Raw genomic sequence first — 18585 nt, forward strand, 5'->3', positions numbered from 1 at the left:
GAGTGTCACCCGTTGGCAGCTCAAGGAGTTCGTTTTGGCCGTAATATCAACGCCAGCCACACTGGAACGTGCCGTACCGGTCATGGACAACGCCGAGGTGCTGCGCATCCGCAACGACTTCCCGGTCCTCAACCAGCTGGTCAACGGTGAACCCCTGGTGTACCTCGACTCCGGCGCCACCTCACAAAACCCGGTGAGCGTGATCGAGGCCGAACAGGAATTCTACGAACAACGCAACGCGGCAGTCCACCGCGGCGCGCACCACCTTGCCGTGGAGGCCACCGAAGCCTTCGAGGACGCCCGCCAGACCATCGCCGACTTCATCGGCGCGGACTACGCCGAAACCGTTTGGACCTCCAACGCCACCGAGGGACTGAACCTGGTGTCCTATGCGTTGTCCAACGCAGGCGTCTGGGCCGCCCAGGGGCGCGGGGACAGCCGGCTCCAGGACCTGGCCCTGAACCAGGGTGACGAAATCGTGGTCACCGAGATGGAGCACCACGCCAACCTCATCCCCTGGCAGGAACTGGCCTTCCGGACCGGGGCCACGCTGCGCTACATCCCCGTCGCCGACGACGGCAGCCTCCGGATGGACCTGGCCGCCACAGTGATCGGCCCGCGCACCAAAGTCCTGGCGTTCACCCACGCCTCCAACGTCCTGGGCATCATCAATCCCGTGCAGGAACTGGCCGCGCTGGGCCGGGCCGCCGGGGCGCTGGTGGTCCTCGATGCCTGCCAGTCCGCCCCGCACCTGCCCCTGGACGTCAAGGAACTGGATGTCGACTTCACCGTCTTCTCCGGCCATAAGATGCTGGCGCCCACGGGCATCGGCGTCCTGTACGGGCGGCAGGAACTGCTTGACGTCCTGCCGCCGTTCCTGACCGGCGGCTCCATGATCACCACCGTCACCATGGAACGGGCCGAGTACCTCCCGGCCCCGCAGCGCTTCGAGGCCGGCACCCAGCGCATTTCGCAGGCGGTGGCCCTCGCGTCGGCGGCCAACTACCTCACCGAAACCGGGCTGGACCGAATCCACCGGTGGGAAATGGAGCTGGGCCAGCGCATGGTCGCCGGCCTGGAGTCCATCCCGGGTGTGCGCGTACTCGGTCCGGCCGCGGGACAGGAGCGCATCGGACTTGCCGCATTCGACGTCGAAGGCGTCCACGCCCACGATGTCGGGCAGTTCCTGGACTCGCAGGGGATCGCCGTGCGCGTTGGCCACCACTGCGCGCAGCCGCTGCACCGCCGGATGGGGCTGACCGCCACGACGCGGGCCAGCGCTTACCTCTACAACACCACAGACGACGTGGACAGGTTCCTGGACGCCGTGGCCGGCGTCCGTGCCTACTTCCGCGCCTAACGGACGAAGGTCTACCCCATGAGCCTTGACCAGCTGTACCAGCAGATCATCCTGGACCACTCGAAAGCCCGCCACGGCAGCGGCCTGGCAGAGACCCGGGCCCCGGAGGGCGCCTCCACCGGCCAGTCGCACCAGCTGAATCCGGTATGCGGGGACGAAGTCACCCTCCGGCTCGCCGTGGAGGACGGCAAGGTGGCGCAGGTCGCCTGGGACGGGGCCGGCTGTTCGATCTCCATGGCCTCGGCCTCGGTCCTCACCGACCTCGCCGAGGGCCTGACCGTGGCAGAGCTGCACGACGTGATCGACAGCTTCCGCGACGTGCTCCGTTCGCGCGGGAAGGTGCACGCCGATCCCGAGCTGCTGGGCGATGCCGCCGCGTTCGAGGGCGTGGCCCGTTATGCCGCCCGGGTCAAATGCGCCATGATCTCCTGGGTAGCGGCGGAGGATGCGCTCAACCAGGCCGCCTGACCGGTCACGGCTGCAACGAAACAAGGCTCTCCTCCCGGCGGGAGGAGAGCCTTGTGCCGTTTCCGGGGGTTACCCGAGCAGCCCGAGGACCCCGATGACTGCCGTGGCGAGTCCGAGGACCATGGAGATGGCCACCAGCACCACGTGCACGGTCAGGAACCTGGTCGCCTTGCCGGCGGCGTCACGGGCGCGGGGATCCTTCATCACCCGGCGCAGGAACTGCGGCCAGACCACCAGCGACCAGATGCCGGCGACGATCAGGACCACCGCGGGAAAGACGGGAAGGGCCATGGATCAGTGGCTTTCCAGCCAGGCCTGGGCCTGCTGTGCCTGCAGGTTCAGTGCCTTGGCCACCATCGGCTCGGCTGCGTCGGCAATCTTGCCGCCCAGGAACGGCACGGAGGACTTGACTGCGCCTTCGAGTTCAACGCGGGTTCCACCGGCCTCGGCCACCAGGCGCTGCACGGCGGTGACGTCCACCGGCGCACCGGCGATCTTCAGCGAGATGCTGCTCTGGCGGGAGCCATCGGCGGCAGGGGCCTCCCAGCTTTCCACCTGGGTCACCTTGAGGTGCTCGCCAACGATCTTCCGGGCGATTTCGGGCAGCCGGGTGGTGGGGAGGGTGCGCACCGACGTGGCGTTGAAGGCCCCGGCGAGGTCGCCGTCCACGGTGAAGGATTCCAGCTTGCCGCCCACCAGCTGGCTGACGTGGCGCTGGAAGTCCTCGTTGACCAGGACAGCAGCAACGCTGTCGACGGAGTGGGGAAGAGTGGTGGTTGCGCTCAGCGCCATGGGTCCTCCTGGGACGTGGGGAACGGATTAAGCCTCCAACATCCTACGGGGTCATCGGTGCCCGGTCCGCATCGGCAAGCTTTTGCGCTGCCGCCGTGATGTTCCGTGCCATGGCCGGGAAGATCAGGCTGTGGAACGGCAGCACCGCCAGCCAGTACAGCCGCCCGCTCAGGCCCTTGGGGAAGAAAATCGCCCGCTGCCGGTAGCGGCTGCCCGTACCGTCGGGCTCCACGGAGAGCTCCAGCCAGGCGCGGCCAGGGGCACGCATTTCGGCACGCAGCCGCAGCAGCCGGCCCCTGTCGATGCGTTCCACCCGCCACCAGTCCACCACTTCACCGTGGGCGAGGGTGTGCGGGTGGCGGCGGCCGCGCAGCAGGCCCGCCCCGCCGGTGAGTTTGTCCAGCCAGCCGCGCACCTGCCATGCCAGGGGCAGGGAGTACCAGCCGTTCCGCCCGCCGATCCCCTCGATCACGGTCCACACATGGGCCGGATCCACGTTGCCGTGGAAGGTGCGTTCGTCGATGTAGACCTTGTGCCCGGCCCAGTCCGGGTCGCTGGGCAGGGGATCCGAGGCGGCCCCGGCGTTGGCCCAGGTGGTCTCCACCTGGCCGTCGCGCTCCTTGCCCAGCGCCAGGGCGACGGCTGTGCGGTAGGGGGTCAGGCCGCCGTCGGGCAGTGGAATGTACTGATCGATGTCATGTTCGTTGGACACCGCGTCATGCTGCAGCGACTGGACCAGGGGCACCGCCATGGACAGCGGGATGGGCGTGGTCAGGGCCACCCACAGTCCCGCGAGCTTGGGCGCGGGCACGGGCAGCGCCAGCACCACGCGGTACGGCAGTCCCGCCTCGGTGGCGTACTCCTTCATCATCCCGGCATACGTGAGCACCTGCCGGCAACCGATGTCGAAGGTCCGGTTGGTACTGCCCTCCAGGGACGCGGCGGCAACCAGGTAGTACAGCACGTCGCGCACCGCGATCGCCTCGATCCTGTTCCGCACCCAGCTGGGCGCCGGCATCAGCGGCAGCGTCTCGGACAGGTGCCGGATCATCTCGAAGGATGCGGAGCCGGAACCGATCACCACCCCCGCCTGGAAGACGACCGCGTCCACGGGGCTGTCCAGGAACACCTTCCCCACGGCCTCGCGCGAACGCATGTGGGTGGAGAGCTGCACGCCCTGCGGGTGCAGGCCGCCCAGGTACACGATCCGCCCCACCCCCGCCGCAGCGGCAGCCTCCGCCGCCGTCCCGGCCATCGCCTTTTCCTTCGCCTCGAACCCGGCGCCCGCGGCCATGGAGTGCACCAGGTAGTAGAAAACGTCGACGCCGGCCAGGGCTTGGCGGAGCGCGTCGCCGTCGTCGAGGCTGCTTTCCACCACCTCCACGTTGTCCCGCCACGGCACCCCGGCGATCTTGTCGGGGGAGCGCACCAGGACCTTGACCGTGTGGCCTGCCTCCAGCAGCTTGGGCACCAGCCGGCCGCCGATGTAGCCGGTGGCACCCGTGACAAGGACTGTCCTTGGTGCTGGCCGGGCAGTCATTTCGCTCATACTGGCTCCTGTTCGTCCCTGGTGGTTCGGAGCGGCGGCCTGTCCGGACGGCTGCCCCGACGCCGAATGCGATGGCACTGACAGCCTAGGCCCGCGGCCGCCGCACTGCCATGTCGGTCCCGCGCGGTAGGCTGGAAGTCCCCGGGATTCGCAGCGAATTTCGGGTTTTCGCGTTGCCTGCGATTTTTTGATGAACACCACAGGAGCTTCTGCCATGAGTCATTCGGGCCAGTCCGCCGCCGGCACGTCCAGCACCGGCAAAACCCGCGCCGGCACCTCCGGCGCGGTCCCCACGCTGGATGGCCTGCGCCGTGCCCTGGAACCGGACCGCACCTTCGCCCGGGTCCGGGCCGAGGCCGCAAGGGGCTTCGCGGTCCGCGGGCAGGACTACCAGATCAGCGCTCCTGCCGGCCTGCGGCCCGTGCTGCTTGCGGAGATGGCGGACGGCCTGGCAGTGTCCGCGGACGGCGGTGGACCGGGGGTTGTGCTGGCCGTGACCGCCACCGGCAGGGAGGCTGAAGACCTGTCCGCCGCCCTGCGCGCCTACCTGCCCGCGGATGCGGTGGCCGAGTTCCCCAGCTGGGAAACCCTCCCGCACGAGCGGCTCTCGCCGCGCTCGGACACCGTCGGGCGGCGCCTGTCCGTCCTGCGCCGCCTCGCCCACCCGGAAAGCTCGACGGCGGGCCGGCTGCGCGTCGTCGTCGCGCCCGTCCGCGCCGTGGTCCAGCCCGTGGTGGCCGGCCTGGGCGACCTGGTCCCGGTGACGCTGAAGGTGGGCCAGGACATCCCGTTCACCGACGTGGTGAAGAGCCTCGCCGACGCCGCCTACGCCCGGGTGGACATGGTGACCCACCGCGGCGAGTTCGCGGTCCGGGGCGGCATCATCGACGTCTTCCCGCCCACCGAGGACCACCCCATCCGTGTCGAGTTCTTCGGTGACGAGGTGGACCAGATGCGCTGGTTCGCCGTCGCCGACCAGCGCTCCCTGTCCGCGCCGGGCATCCACCACCCCACCGAGCTGCATGCCCCGCCCTGCCGGGAAATCCTCATCACGCCGTCGGTGATGTCCCGCGCCGCAAAACTGAAGGCCGAGCTTCCGGCCGCGGCGGACATGCTGGAAAAGATCGCCGGCGGGATCGCCGTGGAGGGCATGGAATCGCTGGCGCCGGTGCTGGTGGACGCCATGGTGCCGTTCGTGGACCAGCTGCCGGCCGATTCCATCGCCGTCGTGGTCGAACCCGAAAAGGTCCGCACCCGCGCCCACGACCTTGCCGCCACGAACGAGGAGTTCCTTGAGGCCGCCTGGTCAACGGCGTCCGACGGCGGCGCGGCGCCCCTGGACCTCAGCTCCCAGGCCACCGCCGCCCTGCACTCGGCCAGCTTCCGCTCGCTGGCTGAAACGCGCAGCTCGTCCCTGGCCCACGGCGTGTCCTGGTGGTCCATCACCTCCCTGGCCCAGGACGCCGAACTGCTGCCCGAGATCGACGTGCTGAACCTGCACGCCCGGGAGCCCCGCGGCTACCAGGGCGATGTGGCGGAAATGATGGACTTCATCGGCTCGCACGTGCGCGACCAGTGGCGGATCGTGGTGGCCACCGAAGGCCCCGGCCCCGCCCAGCGGCTGGCGGAGCTGTTCCACGAAAACGACATTCCGTGCGCCCGGGTGGACAGCCTGGACCACGAACCCCAGGCGGGCATCATCGAGGTGACCACGGCCGCCGTCGGACGCGGTTTTGTCCTGGACGGGCTGAAACTGGGCCTGCTCACCGAGGCCGACCTGCTGGGCCGGACCTCCGCCGGGTCCACCAGGGACATGCGGAAGATGCCGTCCAAGCGGCGCAACGCCGTCGATCCCCTCCAGCTGGTGGCCGGCGACCACGTGGTCCACGAACAGCACGGCATCGGCCGGTTCGTGGAACTGATCCAGCGCAAGGTGGCCGGCGGCGGCGACGGCGTCCGCGAGTACCTGGTGCTCGAGTATGCACCGGCCAAGCGCGGCGCCCCGGGCGACCGGCTCTTCGTCCCGACGGACCAGCTGGACCAGGTGACCCGCTACGTTGGCGGCGACACCCCGGTCCTGAGCAAGATGGGCGGCGCGGACTGGGCCAGCACCAAGTCCAAGGCCCGCAAAGCCGTCAAGGAGATCGCCGGCGAGCTGATCCGGCTGTACTCGGCCCGGATGGCCTCCCGCGGCCACGCCTTCGGCCCGGACACCCCCTGGCAGCGCGAACTGGAGGAAGCCTTCCCGTACGTCGAAACCCCGGACCAGCTGACCACCATCAACGAGGTCAAGGCGGACATGGAGCGCGAGATCCCCATGGACCGGCTGGTCTCCGGCGACGTGGGCTACGGCAAGACCGAGATCGCGGTGCGCGCCGCGTTCAAGGCAGTTCAGGACGGCAAACAGGTCGCCGTCCTGGTCCCCACCACGCTGCTGGCCCAGCAGCACTACGAAACCTTCACCGAGCGGTTCTCCGGCTTCCCGCTGCGGGTCAAGCCGCTGTCCCGCTTCCAGTCGGCCAAGGAAGCCAAGGAGACCGCGGAAGGCGTCAAGAGCGGCGCCGTGGACGTGGTGATCGGCACCCACCGGCTGCTGTCCAAGGACTTCGAGTTCAAGGACCTGGGCCTGGTGATCGTGGACGAGGAACAGCGGTTCGGCGTGGAGCACAAGGAAGCGCTGAAGAAGATGCGCACGAATGTGGACGTGCTGGCCATGAGCGCCACCCCGATTCCCCGCACCCTGGAAATGTCCCTGACCGGCATCCGGGAAACCTCCACCCTCGCCACGCCGCCGGAAGAGCGGCACCCGGTGCTGACGTATGTGGGACCGTACACGGACAAACAGACCACGGCGGCGATCCGCCGCGAGCTGATGCGCGAGGGCCAGGTGTTCCTGGTGCATAACCGGGTGTCCACCATCGAGCGGACCGCGGCGAAGATCAGGGAACTCGTGCCCGAGGCCCGGGTGGAAGTGGCGCACGGCAAGATGTCCGAAAGCCGCCTGGAGCAGATCATCGTGGACTTCTGGGAACGGCGCTTCGACGTCCTGGTATGCACCACCATCATCGAGACCGGCCTGGACATTTCCAACGCCAACACGCTCATCGTCGACGGCGCGGACAAGTACGGCCTGTCCCAGCTGCACCAGCTGCGCGGCCGGGTGGGCCGTGGCCGGGAACGCGCCTACGCGTACTTCCTCTACCCGTCGGAGAAGCCGCTGGGCGAGGTGGCACTGGAGCGGCTCAAGGCCGTGGCCGCCCACAACGAACTGGGCGCCGGCATGCAGCTCGCCATGAAGGACCTGGAGATCCGCGGTGCCGGCAACCTGCTGGGTGGTGAACAGTCCGGCCATATCCAGGGTGTGGGCTTTGACCTGTACATCCGGCTCGTGGGCGAGGCCGTGGCCGACTTCCGCGGCGAGGCCGAGGAGAAGGCCGCCGAGATGAAGATCGAACTTCCCGTCAACGCGCACCTGCCGCACGACTACGTCCCAGGGGAGAGGCTGCGCCTGGAAGCCTACCGGAAGCTGGCGTCCGCCCTCACCGACGAGGCCATCGACGAGGTCCTGGCCGAACTGGTGGACCGCTACGGCGAGCCGCCGCTGCCGGCACAGAACCTGGTGGCCGTGGCCCGTTTCCGGGTGGCAGCGCGCGAAGCCGGCCTCTCCGACGTCGCCCTGCAGGGCAACTTCATCAAGTTCTCACCCGCCACCCTTCCCGAGTCCAAGGTGATGCGCCTGAACCGGATGTACCCGGGCTCCCAGTCGAAGCCGGCCCTGGACGCGGTCCTCATCCCCAAGCCCAAGACCGCGCGGATCGGCGGCCGGGACCTGCAGGACGCCGAAATCCTGGAATGGGCCAACGGCGTGATCCGCAATATCTTCTCCGACGCACCGCTGGCGGTGGGATAGCACGTGATGGGAGGACACCACGCCGCGTCCGGGGCCGCGGCGTGGGTAGCTGTTGCCTCGACGGGCCCGTACACCCTGGGCTGGTATCCGCTGGACCCCACCGGAATCCTCATCGGCGGCATGGCCACAGCGGGGACAGCGCTGGTATGCGACTGGGACCACCGCTCCAGCACCGTGGCCCATTCGCTGCCCCCGCTGTCGAACGTCATTGCGCGCGGCATTGAAAACGCCAGCGGCGGCCACCGGCAGGGAACCCACTCCATCCTTGGCGCGGCGGCTTTCGTCTTCCTTGCCGGCCTGGCATCCCAGGTCCACATGGACACCGCCTGGGGCAGGCTCTCCGTGGGCGCGGGGCTGCTGTGCATGTTCCTGATCAACATTGCCGCCAAGGCCCTGAAGCTCTTTCCCAAGAGCGGGTTCATCTCCAACTGGATCTTCGCCCTCGTCATGGCCGGCCTGGTGACCGTCTACGCACCGGGGCAGTGGACGTGGCTGCCGACGTCGATGCTGATCGGCGTGGTGGTGCACATCGCCGGCGACCTCATCACCACCGGGGGAGTGCCGTTGCTCTGGCCGCTGGTGGTCAAGCCGCCGAAGATGCTGCGCAGAGTGCCGCTGCTGCGGAACGTGTGGCGGCCCAACGGCGCGTTGTCGGTTCCCCTGCTGGGCCGTGCCGGCTCAAAACGGGAATGGCTGGTGCTGATCCCGGTCAGCGCCTACGCCATGGTGGGCCTGTGCATGGCCGGGTGGGGCGTGGCGCAGTCCCACTGGCCGCGGGTGGCCGCTGCTGCCGGCGCCTGGCTGCGGCTCTGGTTCTAGGGGCGGCGTTCCAGGGGCAGGCGGCAGACAGCAAAAGACCCGGACACCGCAGTGTCCGGGTCTTTCACGCTGTTGCTGAGGGCTTTAGTGCTCGCCTGCGGAGTCCGAGCGGCCCAGGAGGGTCTGCGGGATCCAGAATGCGAGGGCAAACAGGCCCAGGCAAACGGCCATCGGCCACGGGTTGCCCAGGGACAGGAAAGACAGCGAGTAGATGGAACCCAGGAAGATGGCCATGTGGATGACGAAGAGGACAATGCTGCCGGAAAGCTTGTTCTCGTTCTGCGGGGTCCGGACGTAGCCCTGGTTCGACGTGGAGTCGTGGCTGGACGCATTAACCTGGCTGGACATGTGTTCCTCCTCAGCCCCGCGGGGCTCAATCTGTGGCAGATTCCGGTTCTGGTCAGTAAGCGGCTGAACCCTGTTCACCCTTGACGATGGCAATCCCGGAACTGGCGCCAATTCGTGTTGCACCTGCAGCAATCATAGCCTGAGCGTCAGCGAGGGAACGCACTCCGCCGGACGCCTTGACGCCCACGTCCGGGCCCACGGCCCTGCGCATCAGTGCCACGTCCTCCACGGTGGCGCCGCCGCCGTTGAACCCCGTGGAGGTCTTCACGAAGTCGGCCCCGGCCTCCACGGCTGCCTGGCAGGCCAGCACCTTTTGCGCGTCCGAGAGCAGCGCTGTTTCGATAATCACCTTCAGGATGGCGCCGCCGCCGTGGACGGCCTCCGCCACCGCGGCGATGTCCTCCACCAGGGCGCCTTTGTCGTCGGCCCTGGCCGCGGCGATGTTGATGACCATGTCCACTTCCGCGGCGCCGTCCAGCACGGCGCCGCGGGCCTCGAACGCCTTGACGTCGGTGGGCGTGGCGCCCAGGGGGAAGCCCACCACGGAGCAGGTGAGGACGCCCGAACCTTTGAGGGCGGTGGTGGCGGTCTTGACCCAGACGGGGTTGACGCAGACGGACTTGAACCCGTATTCCGCAGCCTCGGCGCAGACCTTCAGCACGTCAGCCTCGGACGCCTCCGGCTTGAGCAGCGTGTGGTCGATGTAGCCGGCAATGTCCGCGGGGCCGGCGGCAGTGGCTGCCTGGGGCGAAGGGGTGGCTTCGTTGCTCATGATGGTCCTCCCGAGGGGCCTTGTGGGCCCGGCGATGTCCTTGACTCGTTTCGGGAACCATCTTGTCACAGCAGCACCGCCCCCCGGCGGCGGGCGCTCAGGCAGCCGCCCGCAGCGGCTCCGCGCCGGAGGACGCGGTGGCGTGCGGAGCCGAAACAGCGGCCAGCAGTTCCGTTGCGCAGGCACCCGCGGCTGAAGCCGCCGCCACCAGGAGCCCCAGCCGGACGCCGTCGAACGCTGCCGCGTCACCGATCGCCCAGATGCCGGGGACGGACGTGCGGTAATCCTGGCTGATGACGATGCCGCCGCTGCCTGCCGTTGCCAGCCCGGCCGTCGCGGCGAGGCCGTCCAGGGCCACCCGTTCCTCGGCCAGGACCACCACGTCGCCGCTCATGCTGCTGCCGTCCTCGAAAACCACCGCGGACGCGGACAGCCCCGCAACTGATTTTCCGGGCACGACGGCGGCGGGCCGGGCCGTAGTGCGGATGGGCCGCACGCCCTTGGCACGGAGCACCGCTTCGGCCTGGCCGGCTGCTGCCCCGGTACCCACCAGGATGCCCAGCGGCCGGCGGCCAAGCTCCTTGGCGACCTCCTGGACGGCCTCGGCGATGCGGGGTGCGTCGTCGATCGTTGAGTAGTTCAAGCACTGCGATGCGCCCTGGACAGGGCTGGCCACGGGGGCGGACCCGGTGGCGATGACCAGCTGGTCGTAGCCGAACTCCAAGCCGTCGGCCGTGGCCACGGTGCGTTCGGCGGCGTCTATGTCGCTGGCGGGCTGGCCGAACCGCACGGAAACCCGGGGCAGCATGGCCAGCTCCAGCAGTTCCTCCGGTGCGTCGTCGCGGTTGCTCAGGACCGTGATGCTGCCGGCGAACTGTGCGCGGGCCAGTTGCGCCACCAGGGCCTGCGCGGCGGGGCCGGCCCCGGCGATGACGATGCGGGTGGCGGAGGAGGAGGAGGGTGCCGGAGCGGACATGTGCTGGCCCTTTCGCTGGCGGCCGGAAACCGGCCGGAACTTCGTGATGGAACCCAGCGTAGGGGCCTGCTTTTTCGGTTGTGTTACCCGTCCATTGCTGTTCGGCGGGCCCCTGTTCGCCAGTTTTTACCGGCCGGTAACAGAACCCGTGACCCACCTCTCATCCCGCCGGCGGCCGACACATTCGGGCCGTTAAATTGCCAACCGGCCTGCCCTAGACGCGGATCCGGTAGCCGCGCTTGACCACCGTCTCGATGAGCTTGCCGTCCGGCAGCGAGGACCGGAGCCGGCTTACCGTCATGTCCAGGGCGTGCACGGATCCGCGCAGTTCCAGCAGGTCCGACAGGGATTCGCGGGACAGGACCGCGCCGCCGGCGCCGAGCAGGGCGCGCAGGAGCAGCAGGGGAGCGGGCGCGAGTTCCACCTGCTGGCCGTCGATGCGCAGGCTGCGGCCGCGCAGCTCGATGCTTCCGGTGCGGGTGTCCAGGCGGCGGACGTGGTTCAGGGCCAGGTGCTCGCACACCAGGCGGATGAGCGCGCCCATGCGGAACCGTTCGGGGATGAGCGGCGTGATGCCGGCATCCAGCAGCGGCTGGGCCGTCACGGGGCCCACCACCGCGGTGGTGACGTTCAGTTTCAGGCTTTCCACCAGCTGCTTGTACAGGCCCATCTCGTGGGCGGTGCTCCACATCGCGTCGACGGCGGGGGCGCTGGTGAAAGTCAGGACATCCAGGTTGCCGCTGCAGGCAGCCTCGATCAGCCGGGGGAGCTTGTCCTCGCCGTCGGGCTTGACCCAGCGGTACGGGGTGACGGTGAGGACGGTGGCGCCGGACATCCGCAGGCGCTCGATCTGGCGGACGTCGGTGTAGCCGTGCAGCTGCATGGCGACGGTCTTGCCGCGGACCCCTTCGGCAAGCAGCATGTCCACCAGCGTCGAGGTGGTTTCGTCACTGCTGATGCCGACGTCGGCAAGGCCGGCCGCGCGCACGGCGCCGCGGGCTTTGGGCCCGCGGACGAACATCCGGGTGCTGCCCAGCGTTTCGAGCAGTTCGTCGCCGATGCCGAACGAATCGGCGGCCTCGCACCAGCGGCGCATGCCGTAGGCGGTGGTGGCGATGCAGAGATCCGGCTTCGCGGCGATGATCGCCCGGGTGTCCTCGATGAGGCGCATGTCCTCCTGGACGGGGGCGATCTTGAGGGCAGGCGCGTGGAGCACTTCGGCGCCGCGGCGCTCCAGCGCCTCGATCAGGTCGCGGGAGCGCCGGTCCGAGGTCACACCGATGCGGAACCCCTCGAGCGGGGACTCCGCGGCGTCGGGGGCAACTTCCGCCTGCGTTGGTTCGGGCTGCGTCCGTTCAACCGGTGCAAGTGCTGTCATGGGGGTCAATCCTTTCATGATCCCAGCAGCGAGGCCGCCAGCCGGTCCAGGTCGGCGGCGGCCCCGGCATGGCCCTGGTTGGCTTCAGCCACCCGTACCACCTCGCCGATGACCAGTACGGCCGGGTTGCTGCAGCCGGCGGCGGCGGACGTGATGGTGCCGAGATCGGCGATGGTGGTGCGCTGGCCGGGCCGGTAGCCCCGCTCCACCACGGCCATGGGCATGTCCGGGCGCATCCCGGCGCGGCGGAGCCCCGCGGCGAGCTGGTGGAGCGTGCCGATGCCCATCAGGACCACGATGGTGCCGCCCAGCCCCGCCAGGTGCTGGTGCTCCTTCTCGGTCAGCGGGGCGTGCCCCGAGACCACCGTGAACATGTGGCTGACTTCCCGGTGGGTCACCGGGATCCCGGCGGCGGCGGGCACAGAAATGGCGCTGGTCACCCCGGACACCACCTGCACCTTGAGGCCGGCGGCCACGCAGGCGGCGACTTCCTCGCCGCCGCGGCCGAAGACGTACGGGTCGCCGCCCTTGAGGCGGACCACGTTGTTGCCGGCCAGTGCGCTTTCCACCATGAGCTTTTCGATGTCCGACTGGCCCACCTTGTGGTGCCCGGGCTTCTTTCCGACGTCAACCAGCTCGGCGGTGGTGAGCGTGGGCAGGTCCTGGAAGGGGGCGAGCCGGTCATAGAAAACCACGTCGGCGTCGCGGAGCGCCTTGACGGCGGCGACGGTGAGGAGGTCCGTGGTGCCGGGGCCGCCGCCCACCAGGGTGACGTGCCCTGCGGGGCCGGCGGCCGGCTCGGCGGCGACGGGGATGCCCGCGGCACGGCAGCGTTCCAGGAGCCCGGCCCAGCCGGGCTGTCCGTCGTCGACCGCCGCCACCAGGAACGGCTTCTCCGGCAGGGGGCCGTCATGGGCGGCTCCACGCGGGGTGCTGAGGCGGTGCACGACGGCGCCCGCGGCTTCGTAGCGGCGCACGGCCTGCCGCGCGGCAGTGTCCGTGCCGGTGACCAGGACGTCCCGGCCGGTGATGTCGATACTGAGCTGCATGGCTATGCCTCGTTCCCGTTGGATTCCTGCGAGCTGGAGCGGACCGGGATGGAAGCCCCGATCAGCACTTTGCCCTTTTCCTCGGCGGTGGCGGGGCGCATCTGGCCGCGCTCGTCCGGGACAAAGGTGATGGAGTCGTCCTTCTGGTCGGGGGCATTGACGAACGAACGGAACCGGCGGAGACGCTCGGGGTCCTTCAGCGTGTCGGCCCATTCGTCGACGTAGGTGTCCACGTGCTTGGCCATGGCGGCCTCGAGGTCGGCGGCGATGCCCAGGGTGTCCTTGACCACCACGTCCTCGACGTGCTTGATGCCGCCGTCGAGCTCTTCCTGCCACCGGGCGGTGCGCTGGAGCCGGTCGGCGGTGCGGATGTAGTACATGAAGTAGCGGTCGATGTACTTGATCAGCGTCTCGTCATCCAGGTCTTTGGCCAGCAGCTGGGCGTGGGCCGGGGTGGCACCGCCGTTTCCGCCGACGTACAGGTTCCAGCCGTCGGCGGTGGCGATGACGCCGACGTCCTTGCCGCGGGCCTCCGCGCATTCGCGGGCGCAGCCGGAGACGCCCATTTTGAGCTTGTGCGGGCTGCGCAGGCCGCGGTAGCGCAGTTCCAGCTGGATGGCCATGGCCACCGAGTCCTGGACACCGAACCGGCACCAGGTGGAGCCGACGCAGGACTTCACCGTGCGCAGGCTCTTGCCGTAGGCCTGGCCGGATTCGAAGCCGGCGTCCACCAGTTCCTTCCAGATCTCGGGCAGCTGCTCCAGGCGGGCGCCGAACATGTCGATCCGCTGGCCGCCGGTGATCTTCGTGTACAGGCCGTACTTTTCGGCGACGGCGGCGATGACGCCGAGCTTCTTGGGGGTGATCTCACCGCCGGCGATGCGCGGCACCACCGAGTAGGTGCCGTCCTTCTGCATGTTGGCCAGGGCGCGGTCGTTGGTGTCCTGCAGGGTGCCGCGGCCGGCGTCCAGGACGTAGGCGCTGTTCTGGCTGGCCAGAATGTTGGCGATGGTGGGCTTGCAGATGTCGCAGCCGGCACCGGTGCCGTACTTGGCCATGATCTCCTCGAAGGAGGTCAGTTCCAGGACGCGGATGGCGTCGAACAGCTCCTGGCGGGACAGTTCGATGTGCTCGCAGAGGGCCTTGGAGACCTCGACGCCGGACTTGGTCAGCTCGGTTTCCAGCAGCTTCTTCAGCATCGGAACGCAGGAACCGCACTGGGTTCCGGCGCGGGTGCAGCCCTTCAGCTCGCCGAGCTCCTGGACCGGTGCGTTGCCCTCGCAGGCGCCGCAGCCGTTGATGGCGTCGCGGATGGTCCCGGCGGTGACGTTGTTGCAGGAGCAGAGGGTGGCGTCGTCCGGGAGCTCGGTTTCGGGGGCTTCGCCGCCGCCTGCGGCGCTGAGGAACGCGCCGGGCTCTGCGGGAAGTTCGCGGCCCAGGAGCGGGCGCAGGCTCATGTACGGTGACGCGTCGCCGACGAAGATGCCGCCCAGGAGGGTCTTGGCGTCGTCGGTGGTGACGATTTTCTGGTAGACGCCCCGGGCGGGGTCGGCGTAGACGATTTCGAGGGAGTGCTCGGTCCTGGCGAAGGCATCACCGAAGCTGGCCACGTCGACGCCGGAGAGCTTCAGCTTGGTGGCGGTGTCGAAGCCCGGGAAGGTGGCGTCGCCGCCGTGGAGCCGGTCGGCCACGATCTCGGCCATGGTGTTGGCGGGGGCTACCAGGCCCAGGCACATGCCGCCGAAGTTGGCCACTTCGCCGATGGCCCAGATGCCGGGCACTTCGGTGGCGCAGTAGTCGTTGATGACCACGCCGCCGCGGGGGCCCAGGCTGAACACCTGTTCTTCGCCCTCGGCGGCGCGGAAGAGTTCGTCGCGGGGCTTGACGCCGATGGCCACGATCACGAGGTCGGCGTCGATGACGCGTTCGTCCGCCATCAGCACCCCGGTGACCTGGCCGTCGTCGTCCGTCAGAATCTCTGAGGGGAAGACACCGCCGTGGACCTCGAAGCCCTTCGCCTCGATCAGGCGGCCCAACGCCTGGCCGGCGCCCTCGTCCAGCTGGGTGTTCATCAGCCAGGGGGCACCGTTGATGACCACGGGGGTGGCGCCGAGCTGCTCGGTGCCGGCGGCCGATTCGAGGCCCAGGAGGCCGCCGCCGATGGTGACGGCGTTGATCTTGCGGCCAAGCTTTTCGGTGAGGTCGGCGATGGCCTTGTTGATGGCCCAGACGTCCTCGAGGGTGCGGTACACGTGGGCGTGCTCGGCGCCGGGGAGCGGCAGGCGCATGGCGTCCGAACCGGTGGCAACCACCAGTTCGTCGTACTCGTATGCGTTTCCTGCGGCGGTTTCCACCGTCTTGGCGTCAGCGTTGATCTTCACCACGCGTTCGCCGGTTTTCAGGGCCAGCGACCCGTGCTCCCACATGGAGGCCGTTCCCAGGGTGAGGTCCACGCCGGTGTCGGTCAGGGCCTTGGACAGCGCGACGCGGTCGTAGGGGAGGTGGGCTTCCTCGGTGAGGACCGTGACATGCCAGCCGTCGAGGCCGCGGGCATGCATGGCGTCCGCAAAACGGTGGGCCGCGGGGCCGCCGCCGGCGACGACGATGCGGCGCGGAGTCTCTGTGCTTGAAGTCTGTTCGGTCACTGTGGGCCTTTCGCATGGGCCGCAGACGGTGCTCTGCAGCTTGTGCATCCAGCCTAGGGAGGGGCAGTTTCGCCTCAGTTTCCCAATTGTTTCGCCAACTTAACTTCTGCATCACGAACGCATTTCGGGCGGCGTTAGGTCTCTTTTACCCGCCGGACACATTCGCCGCACCCTCTTGAAACACCCGGAGCCTAGCGTGGGATACGGCCGCAAAGGCAGCCACCGCCAGGACAACAGGCACAGGAAACAGGCACAGGGAAAGGAGCCGGACATGACGGCAACACTGGAACTTGGGGCGCTCGCCGCCGAATCAGACCTCGCCGGACTCGAAACCGGCTGGCACCGTGTGTGCGCGGTGGAGGACCTTGAGCCCGCATGGGGAGAAGCCGCCCTGGTGGAAGGCCGCCAGGTTGCGCTCTTCCGCACCGGCCCCGGCGAGGTATTCGCCGTGGCGCACCAGGATCCCGCCACCGGCGCGCACGTGATGGCCCGCGGAATCCTGGGCTCCAAGGGCACCCGGCCCACCATCGCCTCGCCGTTGCACAAAGAGGTCTACGACCTGGAAACCGGGGAATGCTTCACCACCCCCGGCCTTCGCCTTGAGGCGTTCCGCACCCGCATCGCGGACGGTTTCGTCGAGGTGGAGCTCTAACTCCCACCGGACACCGAAAAGGGGCGCCGACAGGCGCCCCTTTCAGTGTTTAAGCCCGGATCTACAGGCCCAGCGCCTCACTGACGTCGCGGCGGACCTCGTCCAGCGCGGCCCGCGCGGCCTGGCGGGCGGCGGGCAGTTCCGCGGCGGACGCGGCGTGCTCGATGACCTCCAGGTAGCACTTGAGTTTGGGCTCGGTGCCGCTGGGCCGGATGATCACCCGGGTCAGGTTGCGGGTGGTGTAGAGGAGCCCGTCGGTTGGCGGGAGCTGGTCGCTGCCTTCGGCAAGGTCGGTGAAGACTTCCACGGCCGAGGATCCGAACGATTCCGGCGGGGACACCCGCAGCCGGTTCATCATGGCGTCCAGCAGCCCCAGGTCGGCGACCCTGATGCTTAGCTGGTCGCTGGCGTGCACGCCGTGCTGCAGGTAGAGCTCGTCCAGGGTGTCGAAGACCGTCCTGCCCTCCGCCTTTGCCGCCGCAGCCAGTTCGGCGATCAGCACCGCGGCCGAGATGCCGTCCTTGTCCTTGACCAGGTCCGGCGCCACGCAGTACCCCAGCGCCTCCTCATAGCCGTAGACCAGCCCCGGCACCCGCGAGATCCACTTGAACCCGGTCAGCGTTTCGGCGTGGGCGAAGCCGGAAGCCGCGGCAATCCGGGCCAGCAGCCGGGACGACACGATCGAATTGGCGAACACACCCTTCGCGTTGTCCGTCTCGGAGCCGGTGGCCCCGGCGGCAGCTGCAGTGAGCCTCGCCGCGATGTGGGCGCCCAGCAGTGAGCCCACCTCGTCGCCGCGGAGCATCCGCCACGCCCCGGTGTCCGGGTCCTTCGCCGCAACGGCTGCCCTGTCCGCGTCGGGGTCGTTGGCAATGACAATGTCGGCGTCAAGCCGCGCGGCCGTCTCCAGGGCAAGGTCCAGCGCCCCGGGCTCTTCCGGATTCGGGAAGCTCACCGTGGGGAAATCAGGGTCCGGTGCGGCCTGCTCGGCCACCATGGTGAGGTCCGTGAAACCTGCCGCTTTCAGGACGTCCACCGCTGTTCCACCGCCCACGCCGTGCAGCGGGGTGAGGACAACGCGCAGGTCGCGTGCCGGGAAGAGGTCCGCCCTGGCCAGGTCCGCCGTCGCCTGCCGGTAGCCGGCAGCCAGCGAGGCGTCCAGGACGGTCCAGCCCTCCGTTGCGAGGGGAATGGCTTCCACGGGGCCCACTGCGCCGATCCGGGCGGCGATGTCCGCGTCGTACGGGGCCACAATCTGTGCCCCGTCCCCGTCGGCACCCACGGCGTGCCGGCCAAGGTAGACCTTGTAGCCGTTGTCCTGCGGCGGGTTGTGGCTTGCAGTGACCATCACTCCGCCGTCGCAGTCCAAGGCGCGGACCGCGTAGGCCAGGATGGGGGTTGGCAGTGGTTCCGGAAGCAGGAACGCTTCGATTCCTGCCGCGGTGAAGATGGCGGCGGTCTCGGCGGCGAAGATGTCCGAGTTGTGCCGGGCGTCGTACCCGACGACGGCGCGCGGCCGGGTGCCGGGGGCGGCCTTGGCGACGGCGTCGAGCAGGAAAGCGGCCAGGCCCGCCGCCGCGCGGCGGACCACCACGCGGTTCATCCGGTTCGGCCCGGGGCCCAGCGCCGCGCGGAGCCCGGCGGTGCCGAACTGGAGGGTGCCGCGGAAGCTGTCCTCCAGCTCCTGGCGGGCCGCAGGGTCGCCCCCGCCGGCGAGCCGGATGAGTTCGAGCAGTGAAGCTTCCGTTACCGGATCCGGGTCTTGGGCGGCCCAATCCCGGGCTTCGTCGAGCAGGCGAACATCGGCTTCGGAAGACGTCATGGGCATAACGCTATCGTCATTACCCGCCCGGCACCTGCAACCCGG

At 69.1% G+C, this 18585-nt stretch carries 15 protein-coding genes; 5 read left to right on the plus strand and 10 right to left on the minus strand.

Going from position 1 to position 18585, the window contains the following annotated elements:
* Positions 1-34 precede the first annotated feature (34 nt).
* On the plus strand, positions 35-1360 hold the full coding sequence (locus ACYSM9_RS00625; protein WP_461855043.1) for a SufS family cysteine desulfurase: 1326 nt from the start codon (positions 35-37) through the stop codon (positions 1358-1360).
* An 18-nt stretch (positions 1361-1378) separates the two neighbouring features.
* Positions 1379-1828: a Fe-S cluster assembly sulfur transfer protein SufU gene (gene sufU, locus ACYSM9_RS00630; RefSeq protein WP_461855044.1), complete on the plus strand. Its 450-nt coding sequence runs from the start codon at positions 1379-1381 to the stop codon at positions 1826-1828.
* 69 nt (positions 1829-1897) lie between these two features.
* On the opposite strand, the gene ACYSM9_RS00635 is transcribed toward sufU, so the two are convergent.
* From ACYSM9_RS00635 to ACYSM9_RS00645, 3 genes are read right to left on the minus strand one after another with little or no spacing between them, the layout of a single operon-like run.
* Positions 1898-2119 (minus strand): SCO4848 family membrane protein, encoded by a 222-nt coding sequence (locus ACYSM9_RS00635; protein WP_461855045.1) that lies wholly within the window; start codon positions 2117-2119, stop codon positions 1898-1900.
* Between the two features lie 3 nt (positions 2120-2122).
* On the minus strand, positions 2123-2620 hold the full coding sequence (locus tag ACYSM9_RS00640) for a DUF2505 domain-containing protein (RefSeq protein WP_461855046.1): 498 nt from the start codon (positions 2618-2620) through the stop codon (positions 2123-2125).
* 43 nt (positions 2621-2663) lie between these two features.
* Positions 2664-4169 carry an SDR family oxidoreductase gene (locus ACYSM9_RS00645; protein WP_461855047.1) on the minus strand — a complete coding sequence of 502 codons (1506 nt, stop codon included), beginning with the start codon at positions 4167-4169 and terminating at the stop codon, positions 2664-2666.
* A 214-nt stretch (positions 4170-4383) separates the two neighbouring features.
* Here ACYSM9_RS00645 and mfd point away from each other — a divergent pair, with 214 nt between their 5' ends.
* Together mfd and ACYSM9_RS00655 are read left to right on the plus strand one after the other, a co-directional pair.
* On the plus strand, positions 4384-8079 hold the full coding sequence (gene mfd / locus ACYSM9_RS00650; RefSeq protein WP_461855048.1) for a transcription-repair coupling factor: 3696 nt from the start codon (positions 4384-4386) through the stop codon (positions 8077-8079).
* 6 nt (positions 8080-8085) lie between these two features.
* Entirely contained in the window at positions 8086-8898 is an 813-nt protein-coding gene (locus ACYSM9_RS00655) for a metal-dependent hydrolase (protein WP_461855201.1), read from the plus strand.
* 84 nt (positions 8899-8982) lie between these two features.
* On the opposite strand, the gene ACYSM9_RS00660 is transcribed toward ACYSM9_RS00655, so the two are convergent.
* The 6 genes from ACYSM9_RS00660 to nirB all read right to left on the minus strand — a co-directional run bounded on the left by ACYSM9_RS00660 (position 8983) and on the right by nirB (position 16066).
* Positions 8983-9246: a hypothetical protein gene (locus ACYSM9_RS00660; protein WP_461855049.1), complete on the minus strand. Its 264-nt coding sequence runs from the start codon at positions 9244-9246 to the stop codon at positions 8983-8985.
* Positions 9247-9298: 52 nt separating this feature from the next.
* A complete protein-coding gene (gene deoC, locus ACYSM9_RS00665) occupies positions 9299-10018 on the minus strand; it encodes a deoxyribose-phosphate aldolase (RefSeq protein ID WP_461855050.1) in 720 nt (239 codons plus the stop codon).
* Between the two features lie 97 nt (positions 10019-10115).
* Entirely contained in the window at positions 10116-10994 is an 879-nt protein-coding gene (locus ACYSM9_RS00670) for an FAD-dependent oxidoreductase (protein WP_461855051.1), read from the minus strand.
* Between the two features lie 214 nt (positions 10995-11208).
* Entirely contained in the window at positions 11209-12372 is a 1164-nt protein-coding gene (locus ACYSM9_RS00675; protein WP_461855052.1) for a uroporphyrinogen-III synthase, read from the minus strand.
* A 14-nt stretch (positions 12373-12386) separates the two neighbouring features.
* Complete coding sequence (cobA, locus tag ACYSM9_RS00680; RefSeq protein WP_461855053.1) at positions 12387-13421, minus strand: uroporphyrinogen-III C-methyltransferase; 1035 nt, start codon at positions 13419-13421, stop codon at positions 12387-12389.
* A 2-nt stretch (positions 13422-13423) separates the two neighbouring features.
* The gene (gene nirB, locus ACYSM9_RS00685) at positions 13424-16066 is read right to left on the minus strand and encodes a nitrite reductase large subunit NirB (RefSeq protein ID WP_461855054.1); all 2643 of its coding nucleotides are present in this window, start codon (positions 16064-16066) and stop codon (positions 13424-13426) included.
* Positions 16067-16337: 271 nt separating this feature from the next.
* Here nirB and nirD point away from each other — a divergent pair, with 271 nt between their 5' ends.
* Positions 16338-16718, plus strand: a complete 381-nt coding sequence (gene nirD / locus ACYSM9_RS00690) for a nitrite reductase small subunit NirD (RefSeq protein ID WP_461855055.1) — start codon at positions 16338-16340, stop codon at positions 16716-16718.
* A gap of 61 nt (positions 16719-16779) precedes the next feature.
* Here the strand turns inward: nirD and ACYSM9_RS00695 are convergent, their stop codons facing one another.
* Complete coding sequence (locus ACYSM9_RS00695; RefSeq protein ID WP_461855056.1) at positions 16780-18540, minus strand: phospho-sugar mutase; 1761 nt, start codon at positions 18538-18540, stop codon at positions 16780-16782.
* Positions 18541-18585 lie beyond the last annotated feature (45 nt).

The sequence above is a fragment of the Arthrobacter sp. C152 genome, from assembly GCF_054890965.1.

Bases quoted from the DNA above. Each gene is read 5' to 3' on its own strand.
- deoC (WP_461855050.1), bottom strand. From the start codon at position 10,018: ATGAGCAACGAAGCCACCCCTTCGCCCCAGGCAGCCACTGCCGCCGGC.
- ACYSM9_RS00635 (WP_461855045.1), bottom strand. From the start codon at position 2,119: ATGGCCCTTCCCGTCTTTCCCGCGGTGGTCCTGATCGTCGCCGGCATC.
- sufU (WP_461855044.1), top strand. From the start codon at position 1,379: ATGAGCCTTGACCAGCTGTACCAGCAGATCATCCTGGACCACTCGAAA.
- ACYSM9_RS00670 (WP_461855051.1), bottom strand. From the start codon at position 10,994: ATGTCCGCTCCGGCACCCTCCTCCTCCTCCGCCACCCGCATCGTCATC.
- cobA (WP_461855053.1), bottom strand. From the start codon at position 13,421: ATGCAGCTCAGTATCGACATCACCGGCCGGGACGTCCTGGTCACCGGC.
- ACYSM9_RS00645 (WP_461855047.1), bottom strand. From the start codon at position 4,169: ATGAGCGAAATGACTGCCCGGCCAGCACCAAGGACAGTCCTTGTCACG.
- ACYSM9_RS00695 (WP_461855056.1), bottom strand. From the start codon at position 18,540: ATGACGTCTTCCGAAGCCGATGTTCGCCTGCTCGACGAAGCCCGGGAT.
- mfd (WP_461855048.1), top strand. From the start codon at position 4,384: ATGAGTCATTCGGGCCAGTCCGCCGCCGGCACGTCCAGCACCGGCAAA.
- ACYSM9_RS00660 (WP_461855049.1), bottom strand. From the start codon at position 9,246: ATGTCCAGCCAGGTTAATGCGTCCAGCCACGACTCCACGTCGAACCAG.
- nirD (WP_461855055.1), top strand. From the start codon at position 16,338: ATGACGGCAACACTGGAACTTGGGGCGCTCGCCGCCGAATCAGACCTC.
- ACYSM9_RS00675 (WP_461855052.1), bottom strand. From the start codon at position 12,372: ATGACAGCACTTGCACCGGTTGAACGGACGCAGCCCGAACCAACGCAG.
- ACYSM9_RS00640 (WP_461855046.1), bottom strand. From the start codon at position 2,620: ATGGCGCTGAGCGCAACCACCACTCTTCCCCACTCCGTCGACAGCGTT.
- ACYSM9_RS00655 (WP_461855201.1), top strand. From the start codon at position 8,086: ATGGGAGGACACCACGCCGCGTCCGGGGCCGCGGCGTGGGTAGCTGTT.